17 protein-coding genes and 1 tRNA gene are annotated in these 23,478 nt (G+C 68.1%); 10 read left to right on the top strand and 8 right to left on the bottom strand.

All coding sequences use genetic code 11. From position 1 onward, the window contains the following. Window positions 1-166: 166 nt before the first annotated feature. From AB0K35_RS04430 to AB0K35_RS04420, 3 genes are all read left to right on the top strand, one after another. Complete coding sequence (locus AB0K35_RS04430) at window positions 167-2,281, top strand: MMPL family transporter (RefSeq protein ID WP_363883709.1); 2,115 nt, start codon at window positions 167-169, stop codon at window positions 2,279-2,281. A gap of 295 nt (window positions 2,282-2,576) precedes the next feature. Then, complete coding sequence (locus tag AB0K35_RS04425; protein WP_363883707.1) at window positions 2,577-3,119, top strand: pyridoxamine 5'-phosphate oxidase family protein; 543 nt, start codon at window positions 2,577-2,579, stop codon at window positions 3,117-3,119. 201 nt (window positions 3,120-3,320) lie between these two features. Next, a complete protein-coding gene (locus AB0K35_RS04420) occupies window positions 3,321-5,810 on the top strand; it encodes an excinuclease ABC subunit UvrA (RefSeq protein WP_363883780.1) in 2,490 nt (829 codons plus the stop codon). A 173-nt stretch (window positions 5,811-5,983) separates the two neighbouring features. Here the strand turns inward: AB0K35_RS04420 and AB0K35_RS04415 are convergent, their stop codons facing one another. The 4 genes from AB0K35_RS04415 to AB0K35_RS04400 form a co-directional block, all read right to left on the bottom strand. Further along, complete coding sequence (locus AB0K35_RS04415) at window positions 5,984-6,403, bottom strand: DoxX family protein (RefSeq protein WP_238671418.1); 420 nt, start codon at window positions 6,401-6,403, stop codon at window positions 5,984-5,986. 114 nt (window positions 6,404-6,517) lie between these two features. After that, window positions 6,518-8,152, bottom strand: coding sequence for an FAD-dependent oxidoreductase (locus AB0K35_RS04410; RefSeq protein ID WP_363883705.1), 1,635 nt, complete (start codon window positions 8,150-8,152; stop codon window positions 6,518-6,520). 114 nt (window positions 8,153-8,266) lie between these two features. Continuing rightward, window positions 8,267-8,806 (bottom strand): TetR family transcriptional regulator, encoded by a 540-nt coding sequence (locus tag AB0K35_RS04405; protein ID WP_363883703.1) that lies wholly within the window; start codon window positions 8,804-8,806, stop codon window positions 8,267-8,269. A 355-nt stretch (window positions 8,807-9,161) separates the two neighbouring features. Further along, the gene (locus AB0K35_RS04400; protein WP_363883701.1) at window positions 9,162-10,016 is read right to left on the bottom strand and encodes a sigma-70 family RNA polymerase sigma factor; all 855 of its coding nucleotides are present in this window, start codon (window positions 10,014-10,016) and stop codon (window positions 9,162-9,164) included. 120 nt (window positions 10,017-10,136) lie between these two features. On the opposite strand from AB0K35_RS04400, the gene AB0K35_RS04395 reads away from it, so the two are divergent. Together AB0K35_RS04395 and AB0K35_RS04390 are read left to right on the top strand one after the other, a co-directional pair. Beyond that, a complete protein-coding gene (locus AB0K35_RS04395; RefSeq protein WP_238671384.1) occupies window positions 10,137-10,505 on the top strand; it encodes a DoxX family protein in 369 nt (122 codons plus the stop codon). Between the two features lie 214 nt (window positions 10,506-10,719). After that, window positions 10,720-11,130 carry a hypothetical protein gene (locus AB0K35_RS04390; protein ID WP_363883699.1) on the top strand — a complete coding sequence of 137 codons (411 nt, stop codon included), beginning with the start codon at window positions 10,720-10,722 and terminating at the stop codon, window positions 11,128-11,130. A gap of 574 nt (window positions 11,131-11,704) precedes the next feature. Here the strand turns inward: AB0K35_RS04390 and AB0K35_RS04385 are convergent. Continuing rightward, on the bottom strand, window positions 11,705-12,145 hold the full coding sequence (locus AB0K35_RS04385; RefSeq protein ID WP_363883697.1) for a hypothetical protein: 441 nt from the start codon (window positions 12,143-12,145) through the stop codon (window positions 11,705-11,707). Between the two features lie 502 nt (window positions 12,146-12,647). On the opposite strand from AB0K35_RS04385, the gene AB0K35_RS04380 reads away from it, so the two are divergent. Further along, window positions 12,648-13,220, top strand: coding sequence for a sigma-70 family RNA polymerase sigma factor (locus AB0K35_RS04380; protein ID WP_363883695.1), 573 nt, complete (start codon window positions 12,648-12,650; stop codon window positions 13,218-13,220). 110 nt (window positions 13,221-13,330) lie between these two features. Continuing rightward, the gene (locus AB0K35_RS04375) at window positions 13,331-14,362 is read left to right on the top strand and encodes a hypothetical protein (protein WP_363883693.1); all 1,032 of its coding nucleotides are present in this window, start codon (window positions 13,331-13,333) and stop codon (window positions 14,360-14,362) included. Between the two features lie 586 nt (window positions 14,363-14,948). On the opposite strand, the gene AB0K35_RS04370 is transcribed toward AB0K35_RS04375, so the two are convergent. The 3 genes from AB0K35_RS04370 to AB0K35_RS04360 form a co-directional block, all read right to left on the bottom strand. Then, window positions 14,949-15,638, bottom strand: a complete 690-nt coding sequence (locus AB0K35_RS04370; protein ID WP_363883691.1) for a GNAT family N-acetyltransferase — start codon at window positions 15,636-15,638, stop codon at window positions 14,949-14,951. Window positions 15,639-15,999: 361 nt separating this feature from the next. After that, complete coding sequence (locus AB0K35_RS04365; RefSeq protein WP_363883689.1) at window positions 16,000-18,159, bottom strand: hypothetical protein; 2,160 nt, start codon at window positions 18,157-18,159, stop codon at window positions 16,000-16,002. A 55-nt stretch (window positions 18,160-18,214) separates the two neighbouring features. Further along, window positions 18,215-18,343: transfer RNA gene (locus AB0K35_RS04360), tRNA-OTHER, on the bottom strand. Window positions 18,344-18,892: 549 nt separating this feature from the next. Between AB0K35_RS04360 and AB0K35_RS04355 the strand changes: the two genes are divergently transcribed. From AB0K35_RS04355 to AB0K35_RS04345, 3 genes are all read left to right on the top strand, one after another. Continuing rightward, complete coding sequence (locus AB0K35_RS04355; RefSeq protein ID WP_238671377.1) at window positions 18,893-19,756, top strand: alpha/beta hydrolase; 864 nt, start codon at window positions 18,893-18,895, stop codon at window positions 19,754-19,756. Window positions 19,757-21,296: 1,540 nt separating this feature from the next. Continuing rightward, on the top strand, window positions 21,297-21,980 hold the full coding sequence (locus tag AB0K35_RS04350; RefSeq protein WP_363883687.1) for a response regulator transcription factor: 684 nt from the start codon (window positions 21,297-21,299) through the stop codon (window positions 21,978-21,980). A gap of 74 nt (window positions 21,981-22,054) precedes the next feature. Next, on the top strand, window positions 22,055-23,428 hold the full coding sequence (locus AB0K35_RS04345) for a HAMP domain-containing sensor histidine kinase (protein ID WP_363883685.1): 1,374 nt from the start codon (window positions 22,055-22,057) through the stop codon (window positions 23,426-23,428). The last annotated feature ends 50 nt before the right edge of the window (window positions 23,429-23,478 follow it).

Genomic DNA, 23,478 nt, shown 5'->3' with positions numbered 1-23,478 from the left:
ACGACGTCTACCGCAACGTCAACGGCGCGCTGCTGTTCGCCGACAGCGACACCCCCTCACCGGCGTCGTCCTCGACGTCATTCCGGCCTGCGGCCAGGTATGCGGGATCGACGCGTCAGGAATCCCTACAAGCGTTCTCACGTCGACTGAGCACTGAGGAATCCCCATGTTGCGAAAAGTGATGACCTTGCCCAGTGGCAGGATTGCGAAATGGGCAATCGTGGCCATCTGGGTCGCCCTGATGGTGCCGGCCTTCCTGCTGGCCGGCAACCTGGGCGATGTTGAGAAGAACGACAGTTCGGCCTGGCTGCCCAGCAACGCGGAGGCGACCAGGGTCCTCGACCAGGCAAAGAAGTTCCAGCCCGCCGAGACCCTGCCCGCGATCGTGATCTACGACCGGCCCGAGGGCATCACCTCTGCGGACATGGCCAAGGCCCAAGCCGACGCCGAAGCCTTCCAGGGCATCGAGAAGGTCATGGGGCAGCCACAGGGGCCGTCGAAGTCCCAGGATGGCAAGGCCATCCTGACCGTGGTCCAGGTTGACGACGGTAGTGAGGGCTGGGACGGGGCCCACACGGTGGTCGGCGAAATGACCACGATAGGTCGACAGAGCGCCAATGGTCTTGGGTTCCACGTCACCGGACCGGCCGGCTACGCATCCGACTCAATAACGGCCTTCAGCGGAGGAGGGGCCCTGGGGATGATCACGGCTTTGGTGGTGGTCGTCATCCTGCTGCTCACCTACCGCAGTCCACTGCTGCCAGTGCTGCCGCTCCTGACCGCAGGCGGCGCCCTGGTCGCGGCAGAAGCGGTGATCTACCTGCTGGCAAAGAACGCCGGACTCGTCGTCAACACGCAGACCAGCCTCATCCTGACCGTACTGGTGTTCGGCGCCGCCACCGACTACGCGCTGCTTCTCATCTCGCGGTACCGGGAGGAGTTGCGGCGACACGAGGATCGGCACGAGGCGATGGCTGAGGCCCTGTACCGCTCCAGCCCCGCGATCGTCGCCAGCGCAGCGACGGTCGCTGTCAGTCTGCTGGTGCTGGTGCTGGCCACGCTCAACTCCACACAAGGTCTCGGCCCGGCCTGCGCCATCGGCATACTCATCGGGCTGCTCGCTATGAGCACACTGATGCCGGCCCTCCTGGTCATCTGCGGCCGTTGGATCTTCTGGCCAGCCAAGCCGTCGTACGGTTCGGTCGGGACGGCTAAGGGCAGCATCTGGACGCGGATCGGCACCGCCATCTCCAGCCGGCCGCGAATGGTGTGGGTCGGCACCGCACTCGTCCTCGGCGTGATGACGATCGGAGTGACGGGGCTCAAGGCCGATGGGATCCCGAGCAAGGGCCAATTCACCAACGAGGCGCAGGCGGTCGTGGGGGAGGAAATCCAGTCCAGGCACTTCCCCGCCGGATCGGGTGACCCTATCTACATCGTGGCCAAGGCCGCCTCGGCGGAGCAGGTCAGGAGTGCGCTCTCAGGCATCCCGGGGATCGCCGACGTCGCGGCGCCAACGATCAGGGATGGCGACGTGTTCGTGCTCGGGACGCTCAATGACCCTCCCGGCAGCAAGGCCGCGATGCGCACCGTCGAGCAGGCCAGAACCGCGATTCACCAGATCGAGGGTGCGGATGCCCGGCTCGGCGGCAGTACGGCGATCGCACTCGACACACAACAGGCGGCGGCCCGCGACGCCAAGGTGATCATTCCCGTCGTACTGATCGTGGTCTTTTTCATCCTCGTGCTGCTGCTCCGGGCCATCGTCGCACCGCTGCTGCTCATGGCAACGGTGGTGCTGTCGTTCGGAGCGGCCCTCGGCGTAAGCGCGTTGATGTTCAACCATGTGTTCGACTTCGCCGGGGCGGACGCGAACTTCCCACTCCTGGTGTTCGTGTTCCTGGTCGCCCTCGGGATCGACTACAACATCTTCCTGGTTACCCGGGTGCGGGAAGAGGCGCAGCTGCAGGGAACCCGATACGGCGCGCTGACCGGACTGTCCGCCACCGGCGGTGTGATCACCTCGGCGGGTCTGGTGCTGGCCGGTACCTTCGCGGCGCTGGGATCGCTGCCGTTGGTCTTCGCGGCGCAGCTGGGGTTCGCGGTGGCGTTTGGCGTGCTGCTGGACACCATGATCGTCCGCTCGGTCCTGGTCACCGCGCTGACTCTGGACGTGGGTCGATGGATGTGGTGGCCCAGCAGGCTGTCCAAGCACCACGAGCCCCTGCCGGCGACGGGCGGATCCAACCCCGAACCCGCCCTCGCGGGCGCGGGCGGGTGACATCCGTCCGGCACCGGCCCTCTGGCGTCGGCTGGGAGGTCCGGTTCCGGGGGTGACGCCGCTCGGGAAGCCAGCCGTGCGGTGCGCGGCCGGTAGCCGCAGGAGGCGGACGGCCAGTAGGCCGCGGCAGGGGCGGGCGGCCGCGTGGTCGCCCGCCTCCTGCGGCTGCGTCCGGTGGCATCCGCAAGATCGACGAGGATATGTGACACAAGGTGTCAGGTTTCGGATTGAGGATGGGGTTCATCGGACCGGCGTCGACGGCCCGCGTAGACCGACACCATGGACGGATAGATGGATGAGGAACAGCGTGCGCGAAACTACAGAAGAGCTCAATGAGCTTCAGGCCCTCCTTGACGACTCCCTCTCCCGCTCCGCCGAGCACCTCCGCTCGATCATCAGCACCGAGCGCACCCTGAACGCTCAGCAGCTCACCCAGGTCCTCGCCGGCATGTGCACTCTCGCCCTGTCCACGGTGACGGCGAAAGGCGAGCCCCGGATCAGCGGTGTGGATGGGCACTTCCTACACGGAAAGTGGCACTTCGGCACAGCGCGCGGTGCCGCCAAGGCCCGCCACCTCGCGGCGCGGTCCGCCGTCAGCGCCGCACACATGCGCGGTGAGGACCTGGGCGTATTCACGCATGGCAAGGTGGAGACCCTCAACCCTCGGGATAGTGAGCCGGCCGCGGACTGGCCGGAACTGTTGGCGTACCTCAAGGATTTCTACGGCGATGACTTCTTCGACTGGGACAACGACGTCGTCTACTACCGGCTGCATCCGCACTGGATGACCGTCTTCGCCCCCGACACCGCGAAGCTCACTGCGGAATCCGAGACCTGAGCCGCAGTACGGCCGTATCGGGGTCGGGCGACGGGCTGACAGATCTAATGCAGCGACCGCTCAGCGCCACCGATGACGGCCTGCCGGGTAGTGGCGTGATCGACGTGTTCGGCACGGGTGGGTGGGCCGCTGCGCCCAGGCCATGCCGCGTCGCGAGAGGGTGAACAAAGGTTGACCGCATTCGCACGGGACTTCGCGAGTATGGGACGCGAGACGATTGACGTGGTGGGGGCTCGTACCAACAATTTGCGGGACGTGTCCGTGAGCATTCCCAAGGGGCGGCTCGTCGCCTTCACCGGCGTGAGTGGCAGCGGCAAGACTTCGCTGGCCATCGACACCCTGCACAACGAAGCCCAACTGCGGTATCTGGAGGGGCTTTCGCCGTTCGTACGGCAGTACATAACGCAGCGTAATCGGCCGAAGGTCGACCGTATCCTGGGCCTCGGCGCGACGCTCGCGGTCGACCAGCGCCGTCTGAACCGTAACCCCCGTTCCACGGTTGCGACGATCACCGGCATCGACGGGCACCTTGGGCTGCTGTACTCGCGTCTTCCGGGGATCGGCACAGATTCGGCGGCGGCGGTTGAGGACGGGCATCTGACGACCGCTCACTTCGACAGCAATACACCGGAAGGGAGCTGTGCGGACTGCCACGGGGTGGGTGGGCGCTGGCAGGCGCAGGAGGACCTGGTCATCACCCACCCGGAGCTTCCGCTCTTCGAGGGGGCCTCGCCCTGGTACGCGAAATGGCGCTCGGGGGAACACGCGTTCATACCGGCGCTCGCCGAGAAGCGGGGCGTGGACCTCGGCTGGTCGTGGCAGTCGCTGCCTGAGGAGTTCCGTCACTGCGTGCTCCACGGCACGGGTGACGAGAAGATCGAGGCGACCATCGACATGACGAACAGGAATGAGACGGCCCTGGTGACCTACACCTCGAGCCAGCCGCTGCGGGGCGCGCTCGCCGAGGTGGAGCGGGTGTTCGTGAACGCCCAGACGTCCAGCGCCAAGCAGCGCTACCTGCCGTACATGCGCAAACAGCCCTGCGGCACCTGCGGCGGCAGCGGATACGACCAGGTGGCCCGGTCCGTGCGGCTCGGTGGACTGACCTACCCCAACCTGCTCGAGGTGGAGGTGCGGGAGGTGCGCGACTGGGCGAAACGCGTGGCGGACGAGCTGGACGCCCGGCAGCGTGAGGTGGGTGATCCGCTGCTGCAGGACCTCGGCCGCAGGCTCGGAATCCTTGACCGGCTCGGCCTGGCCCATCTTCAACTGTCCCGGAGCGCAGCGACACTGTCCGGGGGTGAGTTGCAGCGGACCCGGCTCGCCTCGCAGCTCAGCACCGAGCTGAGCGGCATCATCTTCGTCCTGGACGAGCCTGGCACCGGGCTGCATCCGGCGGACAAGGCACACCTGCTCGACATCGCCCTGGAGCTGCGCGAGGCCGGCAACACCGTACTCCTCGTCGAGCACGACCCTGAGCTGATCGCCCGAGTCGACTGGGTGATCGACATGGGGCCCGGCGCGGGCCGATTTGGCGGTGAGGTCCTCGTGTCCGGGCCTCCCGCCGACGTGGCCGCTCATTCCAAGTCACTGACCGGGCGCTATCTGGCCGGCGAGGGGCCGCGGCTGCACCGGGCCCGCCGCCCGGCCGGGGATGACACCGGCTGGGTGGAGCTGCACGGCCTGCGTGCGCACAACGTGTCCGCGAGCCTGGTGAGGTTCCCCGCCGGGCGGCTCACCTGCCTGACCGGCGTGAGCGGCAGCGGAAAGAGCAGCCTCCTCGCCGCGCTCGGGGCGAGCGTGGAGGCCGCCTTGAACGGGACGGCGACCGACACGGTGCGGGAGGTGACCGGCATCGAGGGTTTCAGCTGGGTCGCCGTCGTCGATCAGGAACCGCTCGGGCGGACGCCGCGATCCAACCCGGCTACGTACAGCAAGGCGTTCGACATCGTCCGCAAGCTGTTCGCCGAGACCGACGTGGCGCGCGGGCGCGGGCTCAACGCCTCCTGGTTCAGCTTCAACACCGCGGATGGCGGTCGCTGCGAGAGCTGCACCGGTTATGGTCGCATGCTGGTCGACATGCACTTTCTGCCGGACGTGTGGGTGGTTTGCGACGCGTGCGAGGGTCGGCGCTACAAGCCGGAGGCGTTGGAGATCACGTACCGGGGGCTGGCCATCGATCAGGTGCTGGAGCTCACCGTTGCCGAGGCCGTGGAGCAGTTCTCCGAGCCCCGGCAGCTCGTAGAGACCCTGGGAGCTCTGAACCAGGTGGGGCTCGGCTATCTCCAACTCGGCCAGAGCGCCACAGAGTTGTCCGGCGGCGAGGCGCAGCGGCTGAAGCTGGCGTCCGCGATCCAGCGAGGTGCGGCGAGCCGCAAAGCCGGCCTTGTCGTTCTTGACGAGCCCGTCTCGGGCCTGCACCCGTCTGACATTCAGCGCGTGGTGGACGCGCTCGACGTGTTGCTGGACTCGGGCAACACCGTCGTCGTGGCCGAACACGACATCCCCGTCGCCGCATCCGCGGACTGGGTGATCGACCTGGGGCCAGGAGCCGGTCCGGACGGGGGCACGGTGATCGCGGCGGGCACGCCGGAGGCCGTTGCGACAGCGGACACCCTGACTGCCGGCTTCTTCCGGCGGTACGCGGCGGGCCTGCCGCTCCTGGCGGTGCGGGACGGCGCGCGCTGCTGAGGGGTCGGGACGCGCACTGCGTCACGGCTGCGCTGTCGCCCGCCTCTCTACATCGACCTGGCATTGGACGCGCTGTGGGCTGCGATCCGGCGCAGGCACGTCAACGTCCCACCCGCCGAATACGAAGCGTTACGCGCGATGACCCAACCCCTGCGCCATCGTCGCGTGTTCGATCATGCGGCCTGGACGGTAAAGGCCAGCGCCGCCGAGCAGATGACCAACATCGCCGTCGCGTTCAGGAACAGGTTGCGGCCGAAATCGTGGGCGCGGACATGCGCCGAGACCGCCACCACGAAGTAGCAGACCAGCGCCGCACACACGAGCACCGCCAACGGCGGAACCCAGATCCCGACGATGAGCCCAGCCGCTGCGGCAGCCTTGAGCGGAGGGAGAAACTTCCAGAAGCGTTCGGGGAACCGGACGTCGATCAAACACTGCCGAATGAAGGCGACCGGCTTTGCGCATAGCACCGCATCGCAGAGCTGGATCACTGCCAACAAGGCCAGCGGCCACCAGGGTTGCACCATCTCGAAGGACTCCTGAGGGTAATGGGTCACAATCAACCACACTGGACGTGATTCGAGCCTCACCATGTCGGACACCGGTGACCCGCCATCGTCTGCGAACCGTGCCCGACTCCTGCTGCCGTGCCAGTCAGCCACCCTGCCTCAGCGGAAAGGCTCAGCCCTCCTTCGTGTCTTGGCTTCTCACGCGCCCGGGCTGTCGTCGGGTAGCGGCAGCGGGTGGGCGTACCCGCCTGCGCCGAGGACGTGCTTGGCCACCGCGTCGGCGCAGGGAGTGCGTGCGCGCCAGTGGAGGTAGCCGTCCGGGCGAATGAGCAACGCGGTACCGGGCTTTGCTCGGTAGGCCCGGCGAAACGTCCCGTCGCGGTCGATGACCACCCGGCCGGAGGACGACGTCGACCGCGCGGGCGTGATCAAGCAGGTGTGCACCTCGTCGGGAAGAGCATCACGGTCGAGGCGGCTGGCGGATGCGTCGCCGATGAGGAGCAGCATCCATTGTGGCCCGCGGAGCAGGTCGAACAGCCGCAGCGGTTGCCCGGTTGCGGCATCGACGAGGTGCGCATCGGGGGCCCGATCGCCGGGTCGGACGCGGCCGCCGGACAGTTCGTCGTCTGCCAGGGGCCCGTCGCGGTAGCCGATGTCGATCTGGGACACACGAGCGGTGAGCCTGCGGTTGATCGAGGGTCGGCTGAGTAGCGGCAGGAGCAGTCGTTGCACGGCGAACCGGACGAGTGGGTTGCGACTGGTGACCACGTCGAGGATGTCGGTGCTCTGCGCCAACGCACGACGGGCGACGGGAAGGCGTTCGGCCGGGTAGGTGTCGAGCAGGGTGTCGTCGTGGCCGTTGAGGCAGGCGGCAAGCTTCCATCCCAGGTTGTAGGCGTCCTGGATGCCGGTGTTCATTCCCTGCCCTCCGGTGGGCGGGTGCACGTGCGCGGCGTCGCCGGCGAGCAGGACCCGGCCGCGGCGGTAGTCCTCGACCATGCGGACGTTGACCCGGAAGTTCGACAACCAGGTCGCGTCGGACAGGCGGACCTGCGGGTGGCCGGTGCGTTCGTCCCATAGCCGCTGGAGGGCCTCCAGGGTGGGCTCGAGGTCGTCGCCGGCGGTGATGCTCGCGCCGATCTGCCACTGCCCGGTCTTGGGCAGGCCAGCCAGACCGAGGAACGACCCGTCTGTGCCGAGCCATGCATGTGAGCGAACGGCTCCGTCGACTTCGGGGTGCCAACCGGGAACGGTGACATCACCGAGCAGGTAGCGCTGCGTCTCGTCGGAGGAACCGGCGAACTCGAGCTCGAGTGTGCGGCGCACGATGCTGTGCGCGCCGTCGCAACCGACGAGGTAGCGAACGGTCAAATCCTCCCGGCCGCCGTCCGGTGTGGTGACCACGGCGCGCACCGCGTAGTTACCAGCGGTGAACGACTCGAGGCGAGTGTTGAACCGAATCGCGGAACCGAGTTCGTGCAGCCTCCGTGCGAGCAGCGTGGTGGTGCGCCACTGAGGAATCATCACGATGTTCGGGTACGGCAAATCCGCGCGCGGCTCGGCGAGACCGGCGGGTATCCGCGCAAGGCGCCGGCCATCGCGGTACAGGGTGATGTCCTGGCGCGACTGGCCGTGTCTCAGAACCGCGTCGATAACACCGAGATCGTCAAGCACCTCCAGGCTTCGAGGTTGCAGGCCCTTGCCTCGGGACTGACGAGGCAGTGTGGGCGCGGCCTCTATCAGCACCGCGCGAAATCCACGGCGGGCCAGATCGACCGCGAGGGTGAGCCCGGTCGGGCCGGCCCCGACGATCAGCACATCGACAGCGGGCATTTGTCTCCTCTTTCTAGGCGATGAACCCCGGTAGCAGTCACGATGCCCGGCGCGAGCGCAACAGCGACGGCAAGCACGGCGCCTGTCCGCAGGCGGGGGCGCCCGAACGGGACCTCAGACATGGGGAATTAGGTCTGGCAGTAGGTCGAACACGGCACGTCGACTGGCAGCGTCGAGCGGTGGGCGAATGGCGTTCGCTCCGATCAGGACAAGAAGCGGCAGCAGGGCCGCGGCACGCGCCCGGGCCGGGTCGGGCACAGCGCGGTTCCAGAGGGTCTCGAGGAAAGTGAGCCGCGCGCTGTCGACGCGCTCCACCACGCCACGCGCACCGTCGTTCCCGATCGCCCACGCCCGGAGGGCCCGATCCAGCTCGGCGTCGAACAGCTCGTCGAGTCGCGAGGGGAGGGCCCGCAGGGCGTCGACCGGATCGGCGGTCGCGAGCTCGTCTGACAGCCCATGGAGCAGGGTGACCTGTCCATGCTCGATATGAGTCAGCAACGCCGCGTGGTAGTCGGCGACCCCCGTGAAGTGGTGATGGAACGACCCCTTCGTCAGGCCGAGGCGGGCAGCCAGACGGTCGATCCGCACACCCGCCGGTCCCTCGTCGGTCAATACCACGACGCCCTCGCCGAGCCAGAGATCACGTGTTCCCATCAATCGAGCATACCATACGGTATGGTATGCAGATCTTTCGGCAAGGATCCCGATCACCGCCGGAGACAACGCTCATCCGCGAAGACCTGCGCGTAGATCGGATCACCCGCTTTCTTCGAGGAGCGAGTGTTCGGCCCCCACCCCCACGCCGGCACCCTCCGGCTGGCCTTGGACGACGAGGCCGCGCCAATGCTCGGCATCGCTATCGACATTGACCGATCAAGCGAACAGGCTGCTTCTACCAGCAGACACAGAAAGCCGAGCGCAGCAGCCGAATGGCCACTGCTCTCGGCCGGCTTAATGACCTGTGTGGGTGGGCACCAGCTATCACTCGGATCCTTGAGCGGACTGAGAATCACGCAACCAAGGCAGCGGGAAGGGACACGGTGCCGCGCTCGTAGGGCGTGATGTCGATGCTCGTGACGAGGCCGTCGTGGACGCGGATCCGGATTAATGCGAACGGGTGCCCACCAGGGGCGATCACCGCTCCTGGGTAACCCTCAACGAGGACCGGGGCGGCGGCGGCGATGCGGTCCACGAACGCCCTGGTCTCCTTCGCGACCGCCCAGGCGCCCCGAACGACAGGCGCGGCGCCGTTCGCGAGGAATCCGAGGTCGGCCGTGCGGACGACGTCAGGCGCCAGGAGCGTGACGAGCCGCGCGATGTCGCCGCCACGCGCCGCGGCGAGGAACGCGTCGATGATCTCCATCTGGTGGGCGGACCCCGGCAGGTCGACCGCACGAGCGTCCCTGAGCCGGATCCGCGCTCGACTCGCGAGCTTCTTCGCCGCGGCCACCGTCGTGTCGAGCACGGGCCCGATCTCGTCGAACGGGACGGCGAAGAGGTCATGCAGCACGTAGGCCACCCGCTGCGGGGGAGACAGTTCGTCGAGCACGACCAGCAGCGCCCGGGAGACGTCCTCACGCCGGACGAACGCCTCGTCGGCCGCGAGCTGCTCGCTGGGGATGTCGTCGGCCTTGAGCGGGACCTCGCGCCGGCGATGGCGGGCGCGAAGCTGGTCGAGGCACAGGCGTGCCGTCACCGTGGTGAGCCAGCCCTCGGGGTTGACCAGTTGCGCCGGGTCGGCCGACGTCGCGCGCAGCCAGGCGGCCTGCACCGCGTCTTCGGCATCGTTGCGCGAGCCGACGATGCGATAGGCCAACGACATCAGTCGGGCCCTCGAAGCCTCGAAGTGTTCGACGAGTTCCACGTCTGGTCACCTTTCATCCGTGCTGGGCGTCAGAAGGGGCGAGAGACCACAGCCTGATGAACCCGCGCACGTGGAGGCACCTATGAGTTTACCGATTGCTCAATCGCGCCGACGCGCGTCATGATCGCCGTACTGGAGGGCGTCCTGGTCGTCGCGACCGTCCTTTGCGCCCTTGCCAACGCCATCGAGGTGACCGCCAAGGTGATCAGGGCGGACTTCGTGATGCGCAACTGTGCCGAGGTCGGGCTGTCCGCGCGGTGGATCCCCTACCTCGCGGTGGTCGAGGGGGCCGGCGTCGTCGGTCTGGTGCTCGGCTTTCTCGGCGTACATCCCGTCGGATTGGCCGCAGCCGTTGGCCTCGTCCTGTTCTTCGTCGGCGCGATCCTGGCTCACGCCCGCGCGCGGGTGTTCCACAACATCTCGTTTCCCGCGGTCTTCCTCGTCCTCGCCGTCGCCGCCGTGGGGCATTTCGCGTCGACGACCGCCTGATCAACCGCCGATCGGCCTTGGCGGTGCAGGGGCTGAGGGTCCGCGTGTCGGGGTCGCCGATCTGTGCCGCCGGGAGGGGATGAGGCGGCTGCACGCCCCCTGCACGTGCCCGAAAGGGCGGAGTTCACGCCGATCCTGCGCGACCTCGACCACCCGGCCGGCGAGGAAGATCCTGGCCGGCGAGAACGGCGAGAACGACCACACTCTGGCGCAGGTGCGCGCCGACGACAGCGACGAGCCAAGCGTCTTCGTGCCAGCGAAGAAGGTCGCCGTGAGCTCGCCGAGCGTCTCGGCGTCGTCGTCGCCGCCGTTGCCGTCGGCATCGGCGTCGTCGAGCGCCGGCCCGGGCCTGCCGGTCACCGGCGACGACACCATGCTCTTCGTCGGCGCGGCTGCGATCGCCGTCGCGGTCGGCACGGTGCTGTTCTCGTCGCAGGGCGCCGCCGTGTACGCCTGCAGCCTGACCGACCGAGATCACTCCAGCGGCCGAACATCCGCACGCTGTAGCGTCCCCGGCTGTGTCGAGCAAAGCGAAGCGCGCCGAGGCCCCAGCACCACGCTGGAGCCTCGGCGCCGCGACTCCGGCCGCGCCAACGCCCTCGACGTGCGCTTCGCCGGGTGTTGACGTTCGTGGTCCTCGTCGGCCACTCGAGCCTCTTCGGCTTCGTGTCCGCCACCCCCACACGTCCGGGACAGTGACCTCGCACTGGTCGCGACGTCGGCGAAAGACTTCGGCCAGCTGCGCCACAGTGCTCACCGTCGGCCGCCGTGGAGCAGGCGATGCCATGAGCAGTGAGAAGACTGGCAGCCGGACGGACTCGTGTCTGCGGACCTCCACGGTTCGGACGTTTCCATCGACGACCCGACCTGTACGCCCGAGACACCCTGGCCCCGCCTGCGCCACTCGATCAGAGCGCGTGGGACCCCCGTACGGGAGGCAACCCGCCGCGGGTGCGCCAGGCGGGAGGCCCCGCCGCCCAACCCCGTGCCGACGGCCAGCATTCTGGCCTTGGCCGGGGGTGTCGTCGCGGCACTGATCGTGCGTCGCCGGATCGCCGTGACCACGGTCGCCCGGGCCCGCAGCCGGTGGGTGCCGGCCCGCTTTGAGCATTGAGTAGCGCCGAGAGTCAGCGTCCCCGTGGGGGTAGCCGAACTCACGGGGACAGACACGCCCGACCGCGAAGTGTCGGCCCGGCCGCTCAGGCCGGGCTGAACTGGATGAGGACCGACGCGGTCGGCAGCTCGTCCGGAGCGGGTGGCGCCTCGGTTCGCCAGGCCAGCCGTACGCGCCACCGGCGGCCCGGCGGAAGGCGGTAGGCGTCGGCGATGCCGCCGGCCGTGCCGCTAAAGAACCCGAGGATGCCCGACTCGAAGACCACCTCGAGCACGTGGCTGCGGTCCCAGCCGGCCGGATCGAAGTCGGCCGGCCCGTCCCAGGTCTCCAGCCGGGTGTCGCTACCCAGCACCACGGTGTCGTCGATGTTCTCGACCACCACGTAGCCCGGCGCCGAGCTGACCCATTGATCGAGCTCGTGCGGTGAGGGTGGAACGTTGCGCCGGTCGTTGCTGTCGTCGATCATCGCGAACAGTCGATAGTCGACATCGACGTACAGCTCGGTGTGCTCGACCAGCGCCGCCATGCTGGCCCCTCCCCGCTCGGTGGACTACGAGGGTAGCGATCTCCCGCCGACCGTGAGTGTCCGCACACTTAGTCGCCCTTGCGTCGGCAGCAGCGAGTATCCCGAGTGCGGTGTGATGGCGATGGTGATTGCAGGCGTAGAGCCAGGCAGGTAGGGCCGCTCGTCGGGCGGTCTCGGATCGGTAGGCCCGGTCGCCGCGACTAAATCGGGTGAGCCACCACTTCTCGGTGCCCCTGGCAGCCCCATCGAGAACCAGATCCGGCCCTGAAACGGCGGGGAGACTGCCATGTGGGCTGGGAGCCTCGCTGCCGCGACGCTGCCGCTACCTTGCAGCTTCGACTCCCGGCCCCTGGCCTGGGCCCCACGCTGACGGCGTCGCAGCCGCTCATGCCGCCGAGAGGTCGCTATTGGGCGACCGCATGCCGTCGGCCCTCGGCGTCTGAACACTTTCCCGCCTGATCGGCAATGTCAGGGTGAAGCACGGACTTTGCCGAGGAGGGCCATGGCTTCGGATGCGGATTTGATAGGCCGGTCGCTGGATGGCGATGTCGACGCCTTCGTAGAGGTGGTCGAGCGTCATGAGGCCGCCGTCGGTGCGTACCTCGTTCGCCGGGCTGGGCGGGATGCGGCTGAGGACCTCCTGGGCGAGGTTTGGGTTGCGGCGTTCGAGTCGCGGCGATCGTACGACCGGTCGTACAACGATGCGCGGCCGTGGCTGTACGGGGTGGCATTGAATCGCTTGCGGCGCTACTGGCGGTCCCGGCCGGCCGAGGACCTGGTGGCGGACGTGCCGGACGTGGCTACTGGATGGGATCCGTGGTTGGCGGTGGACCTCGGCGTGGACGCCCGGGCGGTGCTCCGGTCGGCCCTGACGCGGCTCAAACCCGAAGAGCGGGAGGTCCTGAGGCTCGTCGCCTGGGAGGACCTGACCGCAGCCGACGCCGCGCGGGCCCTCGGCATACCGGCCGGCACCGCGCGGCGGTTGCTGAGCCAGGCCAGGACGGCGTTGCGCGACGCCCCGGGGGTGTCCGCGCTTCTGAAGGACCGCAACAGCGCGAAGGAGAGACACCGATGACCGACGAGCTTGATCTGGTCGGTGCGTTGGGCAGCGCAGAACCACTACGCCCGGAGGCGTATCAGCGGGCGCGGGCGGTGCTGCGGGCGGCTATGGCCGACCCCGGAACCGTGCGGCTGCTGGGCGCGAAATCAGCGGAGGACACGACTATGGAGGCGACTTCAACAATGGAAACGACGACAACCACGCGGGACCACGAATCCAGTCCGGCGCTTCAGCGCCGCCGCAGGATCGGCGTCGCGGGCCGATTGGGCATCGGCGCCGGGGTGGGGGTTGCCGCGGCGGCGGCAGTTGTCGCTGTGGTGCTCAACTCGCCGGCGACCGGGGGAGTGGAGGCCAGCAAGGATTCGCCAGCCGCCACCTCGGGCTCGACCACCGTCGACGGGTCCGCCGAGCGCGCGCCGCTGATGACCCTGGCTGGGTCCATCAAGACGGTCACCCCGTCGACGGGCGACGCGTGGCTGGTGAAGGCGACGCAGGTCCACGGCACCAAGACCATGCAGGTCGTCTACACGCTGTACACCGATGGTCACGCGATCTACACGGGCAACAGCGTGAAGGACATCAAGCGTGCGATCGCCCGTCACCAGGACCAGATGACGGACGGCGGCTACGCTCCGCTCCTCAAGGCGGCCGTCGCCGCGGCGGACAGCAGCCCGGCCGACGGCCGGACCCAGATGCTCAAGGCAGCCAACGATCCGCTGGTGGGCCTCGACCCCGCAGCGCAGAAGGCGGTGTGGGACAAGCAGCAGGCGGATGTCCAGGTGATCATCAAGCAGAAGGGCGGTAACGCCGAGCCGAAGCCGTACAGCCCCCAGGCCGTTCAGCGGCACTTCGACAACGCCCTGTGGACGTACAGCACCCAAGCGCTGTCCGCTGGCGACGGCAACACGCAGGTCCGGGCCGGTGTGCTGCGTCTGCTGTCCACCATCTCCGCGGTCAGCGTCAAGAACTCGACCACCCACGGCAAGGCCACGCTGACGATCACCGCCGGCCCCGAGGTGTTCGGCGGCGAGGGCAGCGAGGTGCTGACCATCGACGCCACGACCGGCATGCTCGTCAAGGACGTCTCCACCGTGCCGGGCCTCCCTCAGGCCTCCACGACGTACGAATCCTCCCGCGTGACGAAGGCCGACCTGTAGGCCGGGAGCTCCCCATCCACCAGCATTCGGTAGACGGGCGTCAGGCGCCCGGCGTTCGATGATCCCGGTCGCCGACTACCTGGTGCGATCCCGCCGCAGGCGCCGTGACCAGCGCGTCCTTGGTGGTGACCTCTTCGGAGGTCACCACCACAGCTAGGCTTGTGCGAGCTTCAGAATCGCACTGAGCGTTATCGGCGGTGGGGCAACGGGTCGTGTCGCCCTCGGACACGAACCATTACCGCACGGTGCGCGCTGAGATCGATTGCAGCGCGCACCGTTCGCGTTTCAGGCTGGTAGTTCAGCCGCGCTTGTCTCGCCATCGGCCAGGGGGCGGGCCAACTCCGACGGACCCGATAATGCTGTGATCTCTCGGTGCAACTGGAATCGTGACGTGCCAAACACCGCGTCGATTCCCTCTTCCAAACCGCGAATGCGCCACGGATCGAAGACAGCCGGGCCCCGACGGGTCCCCAACAGGATGGCGCTGAGTACGGTTTCCCATAGGGCATCCGGCCTGGGAGCAAAGCGGATACAGGGTGCCGATGTGAGTGCGTTAGGTGATACCGCTCGCTGCGACGAGCGGACGTCAGCCGTTGCCGTGCTGCCGTTCCTGCTCCGCCAGAGCAGCCGCTGCCCTGTCCAGGTCGTAGTGAGGAAACACCGGGATGCCCCGGCGGCGCAAGGCCTCGGCCGCGACGCCACGCCCAGCGACGGGTGACGCCGGTGAAGGTTCCGTCGTGTACGTAGGTGCTACCGCGGCAGGTGCGGCGAGCCGTAGGAAGACGTAGTCACTGCTAGCTGGACCGGGCCGGCGGTCGCCGTCGGGCTTCCAGCCGAGTCTGTTGTAGAAGGACTGTGCGCGGATGTTGCGTTCCCAGACCTCGAGCAGCCCTGTCGGCAGGGAAGAGTCCGTGAGGTAGTCGATGAAGCTGGTGTGCAGGCGTGCGCCGATGCCGTTGCCCCAATGGCTGGGTATAACGTGGATCTGGTACAGCTGTCCCACTTTGCGGGCTTCTATGGTCGGTGAGTTTGGGCGTCCCATGCTCAGGATGCCGACGATCTTGCCGTCTTGAGTGGCACACTTCACCACCCGGTCCGGTGAGTGGATGGCGCGGGCCCATCCGTCATGGCGTCGCTGTGTCTGCGCTGGGTCGGCGAGGTCGTCGGCGTTGAGTCCTCCGGCGATGTAGTAGGCGGTGCGCGCTTGAGTGTGCACCTCGACTATGCCGTCGACATCTACAAGCGTGACTTGTCGGATCATCACGGGGGTGTCCATGCTCTCGGGCCCCATCTGCTGGTCTCGATCTATCCTGCTGGCTCGTGGCCGGCAAGGTTGGCCTCGGCCCTCAGTGAGGGCAGCCCGCATCGTGGATCAGGAACGAAAGTGCCCTCTGCTCTGGGAAGATCTGTCTAAGGCGCGGATCGTCCACCACAGCGAGCACTCGCCGGATGCAGGTCCGCAGACGTACGAAGATCGTTCTGCACACCAGTCGACGAGGCCACCGGATTCCTGTGGCTCGCCGCGAGAGCCGAGGAAAGCGCAGGGGCTGGAATAACCACATCCTCCGCTTGCGCGGAGCTTCCCGAGTTGAACGGGAATAGAAGGAAGCACCCGCATAGCCTCGGCTGTCGCAAACCTACTCAGGGATCAGCTCACTGAGTCGATCAAGTGTATATGCCTCCGACCCGTCTGGCAGGTCCTCGGGCGCCTGAATGCCGATGAACGTGACCGGCTCGTCTGGCAGCCGACCGTCCCACGTCATCACCTCGGCCCGTGCGCGCCATCGGTCGACAAGGTATGACACGGTGAGGTAACGCCGCTCCATCAGTGCTCGTACTCGGTCGGCCGTGGTGAACGTGTTGTCCTCCACCCGATTGAACGACGGCGTACCTCGCAGGTACAGGTGCAGCCATACGGCCTGCCAGCCGTCCTCGCGCCTGACGAACACCATTGGCAGCGCGACCCGGCCCTGGCCACGCAGGTGCGAACGCGCCCGGACCGTCCGTGCGTCAAATGGGGCACCGAGCTGGTCCTGTGTTCGGGTCTGGTAGCCGAACATCGATTCGGCGACCTCGTCGAACGACTCACCCGTGTAGATATGGACCTGCGGGACGACATAGTGCCCACCGGTGGTCATGGGCATGTCGATGAACTCGGTTGCGCCGTTCGCCGCGTCGGTGATGTCGCCGGAATACACCACACCGTTGTGGCGGTAGTTCGTCCACGACACTTGGCCTGCACCGTGGAACTCGTCATCGAGCAGCAGCACCGACAGGTCGTAGTCGGTACGACGATTGGTCTGGCGCCAGTACATGAAGAAGCGCAGAAGCTCACCGGACACCGATGCCCGCGAGCCCCTTGGCAGGACCGCGAAGCCGCCCTCTGCCGCCTTGCCGGACAGCGGCAGCGCGACGTCGAGCACCTCCGGATCCACCAGCAGCGGCCGATCATGCTTCGGCAGTCGGGTGCTGATCTCGGCGTCAAGCAGCGACGACAGCTCGGCCACCAGGTCGGCCGGCAGCGGTGGCCGCTCGTCGGGGCCGACCCATGCGGTGCGCGAGCGGCTCGCGTACATCCGGGCCGACGCGGGCGTCAGCCGGTTGTCGACATGCTCCCGCAGCGAGAGCAGCACTCGCCCGGACGCCGAGCCGAGCGCACCGTTGACGGCGTCGACGACAGCGGTGCGCTCCGACGCCGGCGCCAGCCGCAGCAGCCGGTCCGCCGATCGCAGGAGTAGACCCGGCGCCGCCGACAGTACCGATGCGGCTGAGCCGATGGCGCCGGCACGGACCGCCGCCTCCGCGCGGCCGGCGAGGTTGCGTACCCGCCGCTCGCCACGCGCGACCTCGAACACCGCCTGTGCGTGCGGCCACTGGTCGTACTCGTGCGGATGCAGCCGTTCCCCGAGCCGCTTCCACCGCTCCGCGTAGCGCACGACATCGCCGAGCTTGCCTGGACTCGCGCCGACGACATCGTTCAGCGCGGCGAGAAGGACGCGCCGCTCCGGGCGTCGGAAGGCGCGGAATCGCGTGGGTGTCACGAGCGATGCGTCGCCGCCGGATACCTGGCAGGCGAGGCGCAGCACGTCGGTCGTCGTGTCCACGTCAACCAGCGGCCGGCCGAGAACGAGCCGGATCCCGTTGAGCACGGCACGGTTCTCCCGTACGGGGATCTCGGCCGGCTGCGCGCCGTCCACGCACGCGACCGCGAGCTCGCTGAGGATCGCGAGGTCCGCTTCGCCGAGCGGCGTTGAGCTACTGGCCAGGGCCAGATACAGCAGCGTTGCCTCTACGGCGACAGCGTCGCCGAGGCGTAGCAAGGTCACCCGGTCACCGGCTGCGGCGATCAGCTCGTCGTGCGCGGCCAACAGCTCGGCATAGGTGTGCTGGTAGGTCCCATAAGTCGGCAGGTCCAGCAGGTTCAGCGCACCCGAGGCGGCGACGTCCCGCAACTGCTCGTCGGTTGCCGTGCCTCCGCCGGTGAAAGCTGCCGCCCGCAGCCGATCCGTCCAGAACTCGGCGGTGTCCGGCACGTCATCAGGGAAGCCGATGAAATAGGCGTTGTGCTGGACATGGTCGCCCACCAGTTCGCGCACCGCCGAGACGACCATGGCTGCCAGGTCCATTGCCGGCGCCGGGGCCAGGGCGCCGATGTGCTCCAGCAGAGCGCGCGACGCCGAAAACCCGACATCGAGCAGCGCCACGTCCAGCTGTCGGGCCAGCGCCGTGCTATCGCCAGCCGCGCCAGTGCTGGCCGGCACGCGCAGGGTCTTCTGGATGATCAGCTTCTCGAGCACGTGGTTCCCCGTTCCGGCCAACTCCGGCAGTTGCCCCTCGGCAGCTGCGGCACAGTGGGTCGCCGGGGACTCGAACCCCGAACCCTTCGATCCAACTAGGAGAAGGAAGCGCACCCATCACCGTGCAAGCGGGGAGCGGACACGCTACTCAGTCGAATGCTCTATCCAGTTGAGCTAGCGACCCAGATGTCGATCATCGCACCGGCCGGTCCGACATGGCTATCCCGTTTTGAGGGGCGCCATCGGACGCGGCGGACATGGGAGTGCCGGAGGAGGTCGAGGTTCGCGCGGCCGTACATCTGTCGCTTCATGGTTTTGACGCGGTTGACATGGCCTTCGACCGGACCTGAGCTCCAGGGTTGGGTGAGGCGGCGGCGACCGCGTCGCGGTCGCTGGCCACGCCGGCGGCGAAGCCGCGTAGTTCGGGGTATCCGGCAGGCCCCATGGATCCGACCGCCTCGCCGGTTCGCGCCGGCCGTCGGAACGGATCATCTCTGGACAGAGTTATTCGGCTTTTGTCGCTGCGCGTTGCCGTTCAGAAGGCGGCACCCGTCCTAACGGCTGGAACATCAATCCCACCGACAGCGCGTTGAGCAGGGCTCTCTGTTCGGTGACCTCTTCGGCGGACCCGAAGGCGTCAGCGCTGGCGCCTTCCGCGGAGGGGGTAGGGCGGCGTCCACTCATGCCGATGAGTAGATGTTTTTCTTGGCGGGGGCCTGGATACTTTCCGCGCATGTTTGACGGTTTCGAGGACGAGCGGGTCGATGTCGGGGAGGTGGAGCTCCGGGTCCGGTATGCGGGGCACGGGCCTCCGGTCCTGCTCATCCACGGGCATCCGCGTACGGGATCGACGTGGCATCGCGTCGCGCCGCAGCTGGTTGATCGCGGGTTCACCGTCGTCTGTCCCGATATGCGCGGCTACGGGCAGTCCAGCAAGGCGCAGATCCTCGCGGATCACTCGCAGCAGTCCAAGCGAGTGGTTGCCGCGGACATGGTCCAGCTGATGGAGAAACTGGGCCACCCGACGTTCGCAACGGTCGGACATGACCGTGGGTCGTACGTGGCGTTGCGCCAAGCGCTTGATCATCCCGACACTGTCGGTCATCTTGTGATCATTGACGGCGTTCCCATCAGTGAGGCTCTTGCCAGGTGCGATGCGAAGTTCGCCCATGACTGGTACCACTGGTTCTTCTTTGCTCAGCCGGACAAGCCAGAGCGAGCCATCGCCGCCGACCCCGATGCTTGGTACGCCAACAAGGCCCGGTCCGAGAGCATGGGAGCCGCGAATTACCAGGAGTTCCGGCAGGCCATCCACGATGCGGCCACGGTTCGGGCAATGCTGGAGGACTACCGAGCCGGCCTCGGCGTTGACCGAGCGCACGAGGAAGCCGACCGGCGTGACGGTCGTACTGTCCGCTGCCCAACTCTCGTGCTGTGGTCGACCCGGGACGACATGGAAGACCTGTACGGCGACCCGCTAGCCGTCTGGCGCCCGTGGGCCCCCGATCTACGCGGGCACTCAATTGAGTCCGGCCACCACGTCGCCGAGGAGAACCCCGACGACTTGACCGCAGCCCTGCACCGCTTCTTGTCCTGAGCCTCCCGCCCCCACACGGCATCAGCCGGGCCTTATCCAGGGCACACTTCCCGTGGTGTCGAACTGGTCGAGAAGCTCGACGGATCACCATGGTCGCGCAATGTAGCCACGGGTTTCTCCCATGACCAGGTGCGCACATCTGCCGCCGACCGGGCGTCACCCCTCAGCGCTATGCGACGGGCGGGTCGACTGTGCCGAGCGGTAGGCGCGTGCGACCGTTGAGGACATTCCCAGCCGTAGTCTTGCTGACCCAACTTCGACTTGTCGTCACCGCCGACCACCGGCGACATCCTGATCTGCCGCTGGTCGGGCGCCCGCCTCTGCATCCCAGTCTGGAGCGCGCGTCGCCGGCCTTGAGACTCCGCAGCTGTTCGACCTTGCGCTCGGCGTCTCCCCAAGTCCGCTTACCCGCTGATCAATATGACAGTTGACGACACCGCCCGCCGGGGTCGCTCGGTTGAGCACGGCCTCGGCGGGCGGCTCGGGGTTGCGCTGACCTGTGGAGATGCGGTCGGGCGGTGCGGCATGACCTTCCAGTAGAGGTCGAAGTGGTCAGCGGAAGGAACGAGTTCCACGGAGGCGGCCGGACCACGGCAGGCAGGGGCTGCGAAGGCGAACGACGCGTGGTCGATGGCCGGTTCGCCGACCTCAACCCTCACTGCGCGGTACCACGACAAAAATGGGTGGCCTCGCCAGCCCGTCCGGCCCTACCTTGCAATTGGATCTATCTTTTCCCATCCACTCACGAGAGGACTTCACTCCGCGTGACGCCGCCTGCCCTTTAGACCTGACACCTTTTCCGTGCATCGGTCGCCGACGTCGCCGTCGGCTCTTTTCCCATGCCTTCCGTCAGGCCTTCAGAGGGATCATGTCTACGCGTCCTCATATCGTTGCGTCCTGGACCCTTCGGCGCACGTACTCTCCGCTGCTCGCGTTCCGCTGCGTCCGCTGCCAGTCCGGCCTCGCCAGCACCGGCGACGACACGTCCCGCATCAATGCCAGCGGCGAACTCCTCGACATCCCGCCCCTGGCCACCTACGTTTCCTGCGACCCCACCAGCAGAATCACGGGTCGCGATCGCGTCCCGGTCCGATACCTGGATCCGATCCGTCTGGAGGGCTACTCCGGAAACTCCTCCCGCGGTGGGCCTGATCTGGGGCGACAGGCAAGGTGGCCTTGCCCCGGACTGCATCATGCGGCGGTCCGCGCACGGTCGCCCATGACCGGGCGCGAACGAGGATCAGGGCCGGCCCGATACCGGCGACGAAGGTGAACGGCCGGGTGCGTGCATCCGGTGCGGTTGTTGGACAACCCGACGTGCAGCGACCGGTACGGTCGCGCCTCGCCGACGTCCGCTCATGGCCGATGAGCGTGCCCGGCCGGGTATCCGTGACAGAAACTGAGTGGCAGACGTTGCCAGGAGGCGCGATGCGCCACAGTAGCCCTCGTATTCGCCTACTGCCGTTGCAGCATTAATCCTGCCCTCAGGTTGATCGGGGAGGATGAGCCCAAAAGCATCAACGGGAGGGAGCGGGCCGGCGTGCGAATCATGATCGCCGATGACGAGGCGGCCATCCGTGAGTCGCTGGAGCGGGTGCTTCAGGTCGAGGGCTACGGCACCAGCACCGCCTCCAACGGTCTCGCCGTGCTCGACGGGATCGGTGGCGCGGCGCCGGATCTGCTGATCCTCGACGTGATGATGCCCCGCCTCGGCGGGTTGGAGACCTGCCGGCGGTTGCGGGCGGCGGGTCGGGATCTGCCGGTACTGATGCTGACCGCCCGGGATCAGGTCTCCGACCGGGTCGCGGGGCTGGACGCGGGCGCCGACGACTACCTGCCCAAGCCGTTCGCCACCGAGGAGTTGCTGGCCCGGGTCCGGGCCCTGCTGCGCCGCCGCGCGCCCGGCGACGACGAGTCGCAGATCCTGTCGTTCGCCGACGTTCGGCTCGATCCGGACAGGTTCGTGGCGTGGCGGGGTGGGCGGCCGCTGTATCTGACCCGGACCGAGTTCTCCCTGCTACAGGTCCTCGTGCGCAATGCGACCCGGGTGTTGACCCGTGACGCGCTGTTCGAGGCGATCTGGGGCTTCGACATGAGCACCACCGCCAACAACCTTCAGGTGTACGTGAGCTATCTGCGCCGCAAGATGGAGGCCGAGGGTGAGCCGCGATTGATTTACACGCTGCGCGGCTTGGGGTACACGCTGCGGGAGACTCCTCCGTGAGCAGGCCCGCCGGTCGGGTACCGCGCCGGCTGACCCGATGGTGGCGCCAGCGGTCCTTGCGGACCAGGCTGACGGTGATCGCGGCGACGGCCATCGCGGTCAGCGTGTTCGTGGCCTTCCAGGTGGCCAGCGAACTGCTGGACTCGGAGCTGCGGGACAACGCCGAGGATCAGCTACGCGCGGACTCCCGCGTCCTGGCGACGACAGTGGAGCGCACCGGTCTGGCGCAGTTCCAGCTGCCGCCGTATCCCGGATCCGGTCGGCTGGTGCGGGTCATCCTGCCCGACGGTTCGACCCGGACGCCGGCCGGCCAACCCGCGCTGCCCCCCGTCAGTGGGCACGCCGGGCGGGTGGCGCAGGGCGCGTCGGCCGACCTGATGGAGTCGAACGACAGCGATGAGGACGGCTACCTCATCTACACGCTGCGGGCGGGCGACGGCGCGGTCCAGGTGGCCCGCAACAGCGACGACAGCCCGATCAACCAGTTCGGACTGGGCATGCTGCTGATCGGACTGCTCTGCGTGGTCGGGGGTGCCCTTGTCGGGCGGACCGTGGCGCGGACCGGGCTGGCGCCGATCGACCGGCTCACTGCCGCCGCGGTTCGTGTCGCGCAGACGCGGGACCTCGACGCCGACATCCCGGACGAGGGCGGCGGGGAGATCCGGCGGCTGATCCGGTCAATCAACGACATGCTCGCCGCGCTCCGGGACTCCCGGCGGGCGCAGCGGCTGCTCGCCGAGGACGCCGCCCACGAACTCAAGACCCCGCTCACCAGCCTGCGCCTCAACGTTGAGCTGCTGATCCGGCTCGATCGGCGCGGCACCCTGGACAGCGCACTGCCGGCGGAGAGCCGGACCCGGCTGCTCAACGATCTCGGCGCCCAGGTGGCCGAGTTGAGCACCCTTGCCGCCGAGCTGACCGACCTGGCGCGCGGCGACGTCAGGGACGAGAGCGCCGAGCTGCTCGATCTCGCGGACGTGGTGGTGGCCGCCGCGGCCCGGGCGCGTTCCCGCGTGCCCGACATCGAGGTCACGCTCGACGTGACCTCCGCGTGGGTGAGCGGGCGTCCCGCTGCGCTCCAGCGGGCGGTGCTCAACCTCATCGACAACGCCAGCAAGTGGTCCCCCGCTGACCAGCCGGTCCAGGTGCGGCTCCGGGCCGAGGGCGCGTCGGCGGTCCTCGAGGTCGACGACGCCGGGCCGGGCATCGACGCCGCCGACGTACCGCGGGTGTTCGACCGGTTCTACCGTGCCGACAGCGCCCGGGCGCTGCCGGGATCAGGTCTGGGGCTGTCGATCGTGCAGCGGGTCGTCGACGCCCACGCCGGCCGGGTCACCGTCGCCCGGTCGGCACGCGGTGGGGCGCTGCTGCGGATCATCCTTCCGGCCGCCGCCCCGCCCGCTCGGATCACGCAGCTCACCGCGGGGGCGGACACGGTGGCGCGCTGACCCGCTGCGGCACGGTGCCGGGACCGCCACGGCGCGCGGTGCCAGGACCC

It is taken from the genome of Micromonospora sp. NPDC053740 (assembly GCF_040677775.1).
Lineage (GTDB): Bacteria > Actinomycetota > Actinomycetes > Mycobacteriales > Micromonosporaceae > Micromonospora > Micromonospora alfalfae.
This window is presented reverse-complemented; position numbering and strand designations above follow the sequence as displayed.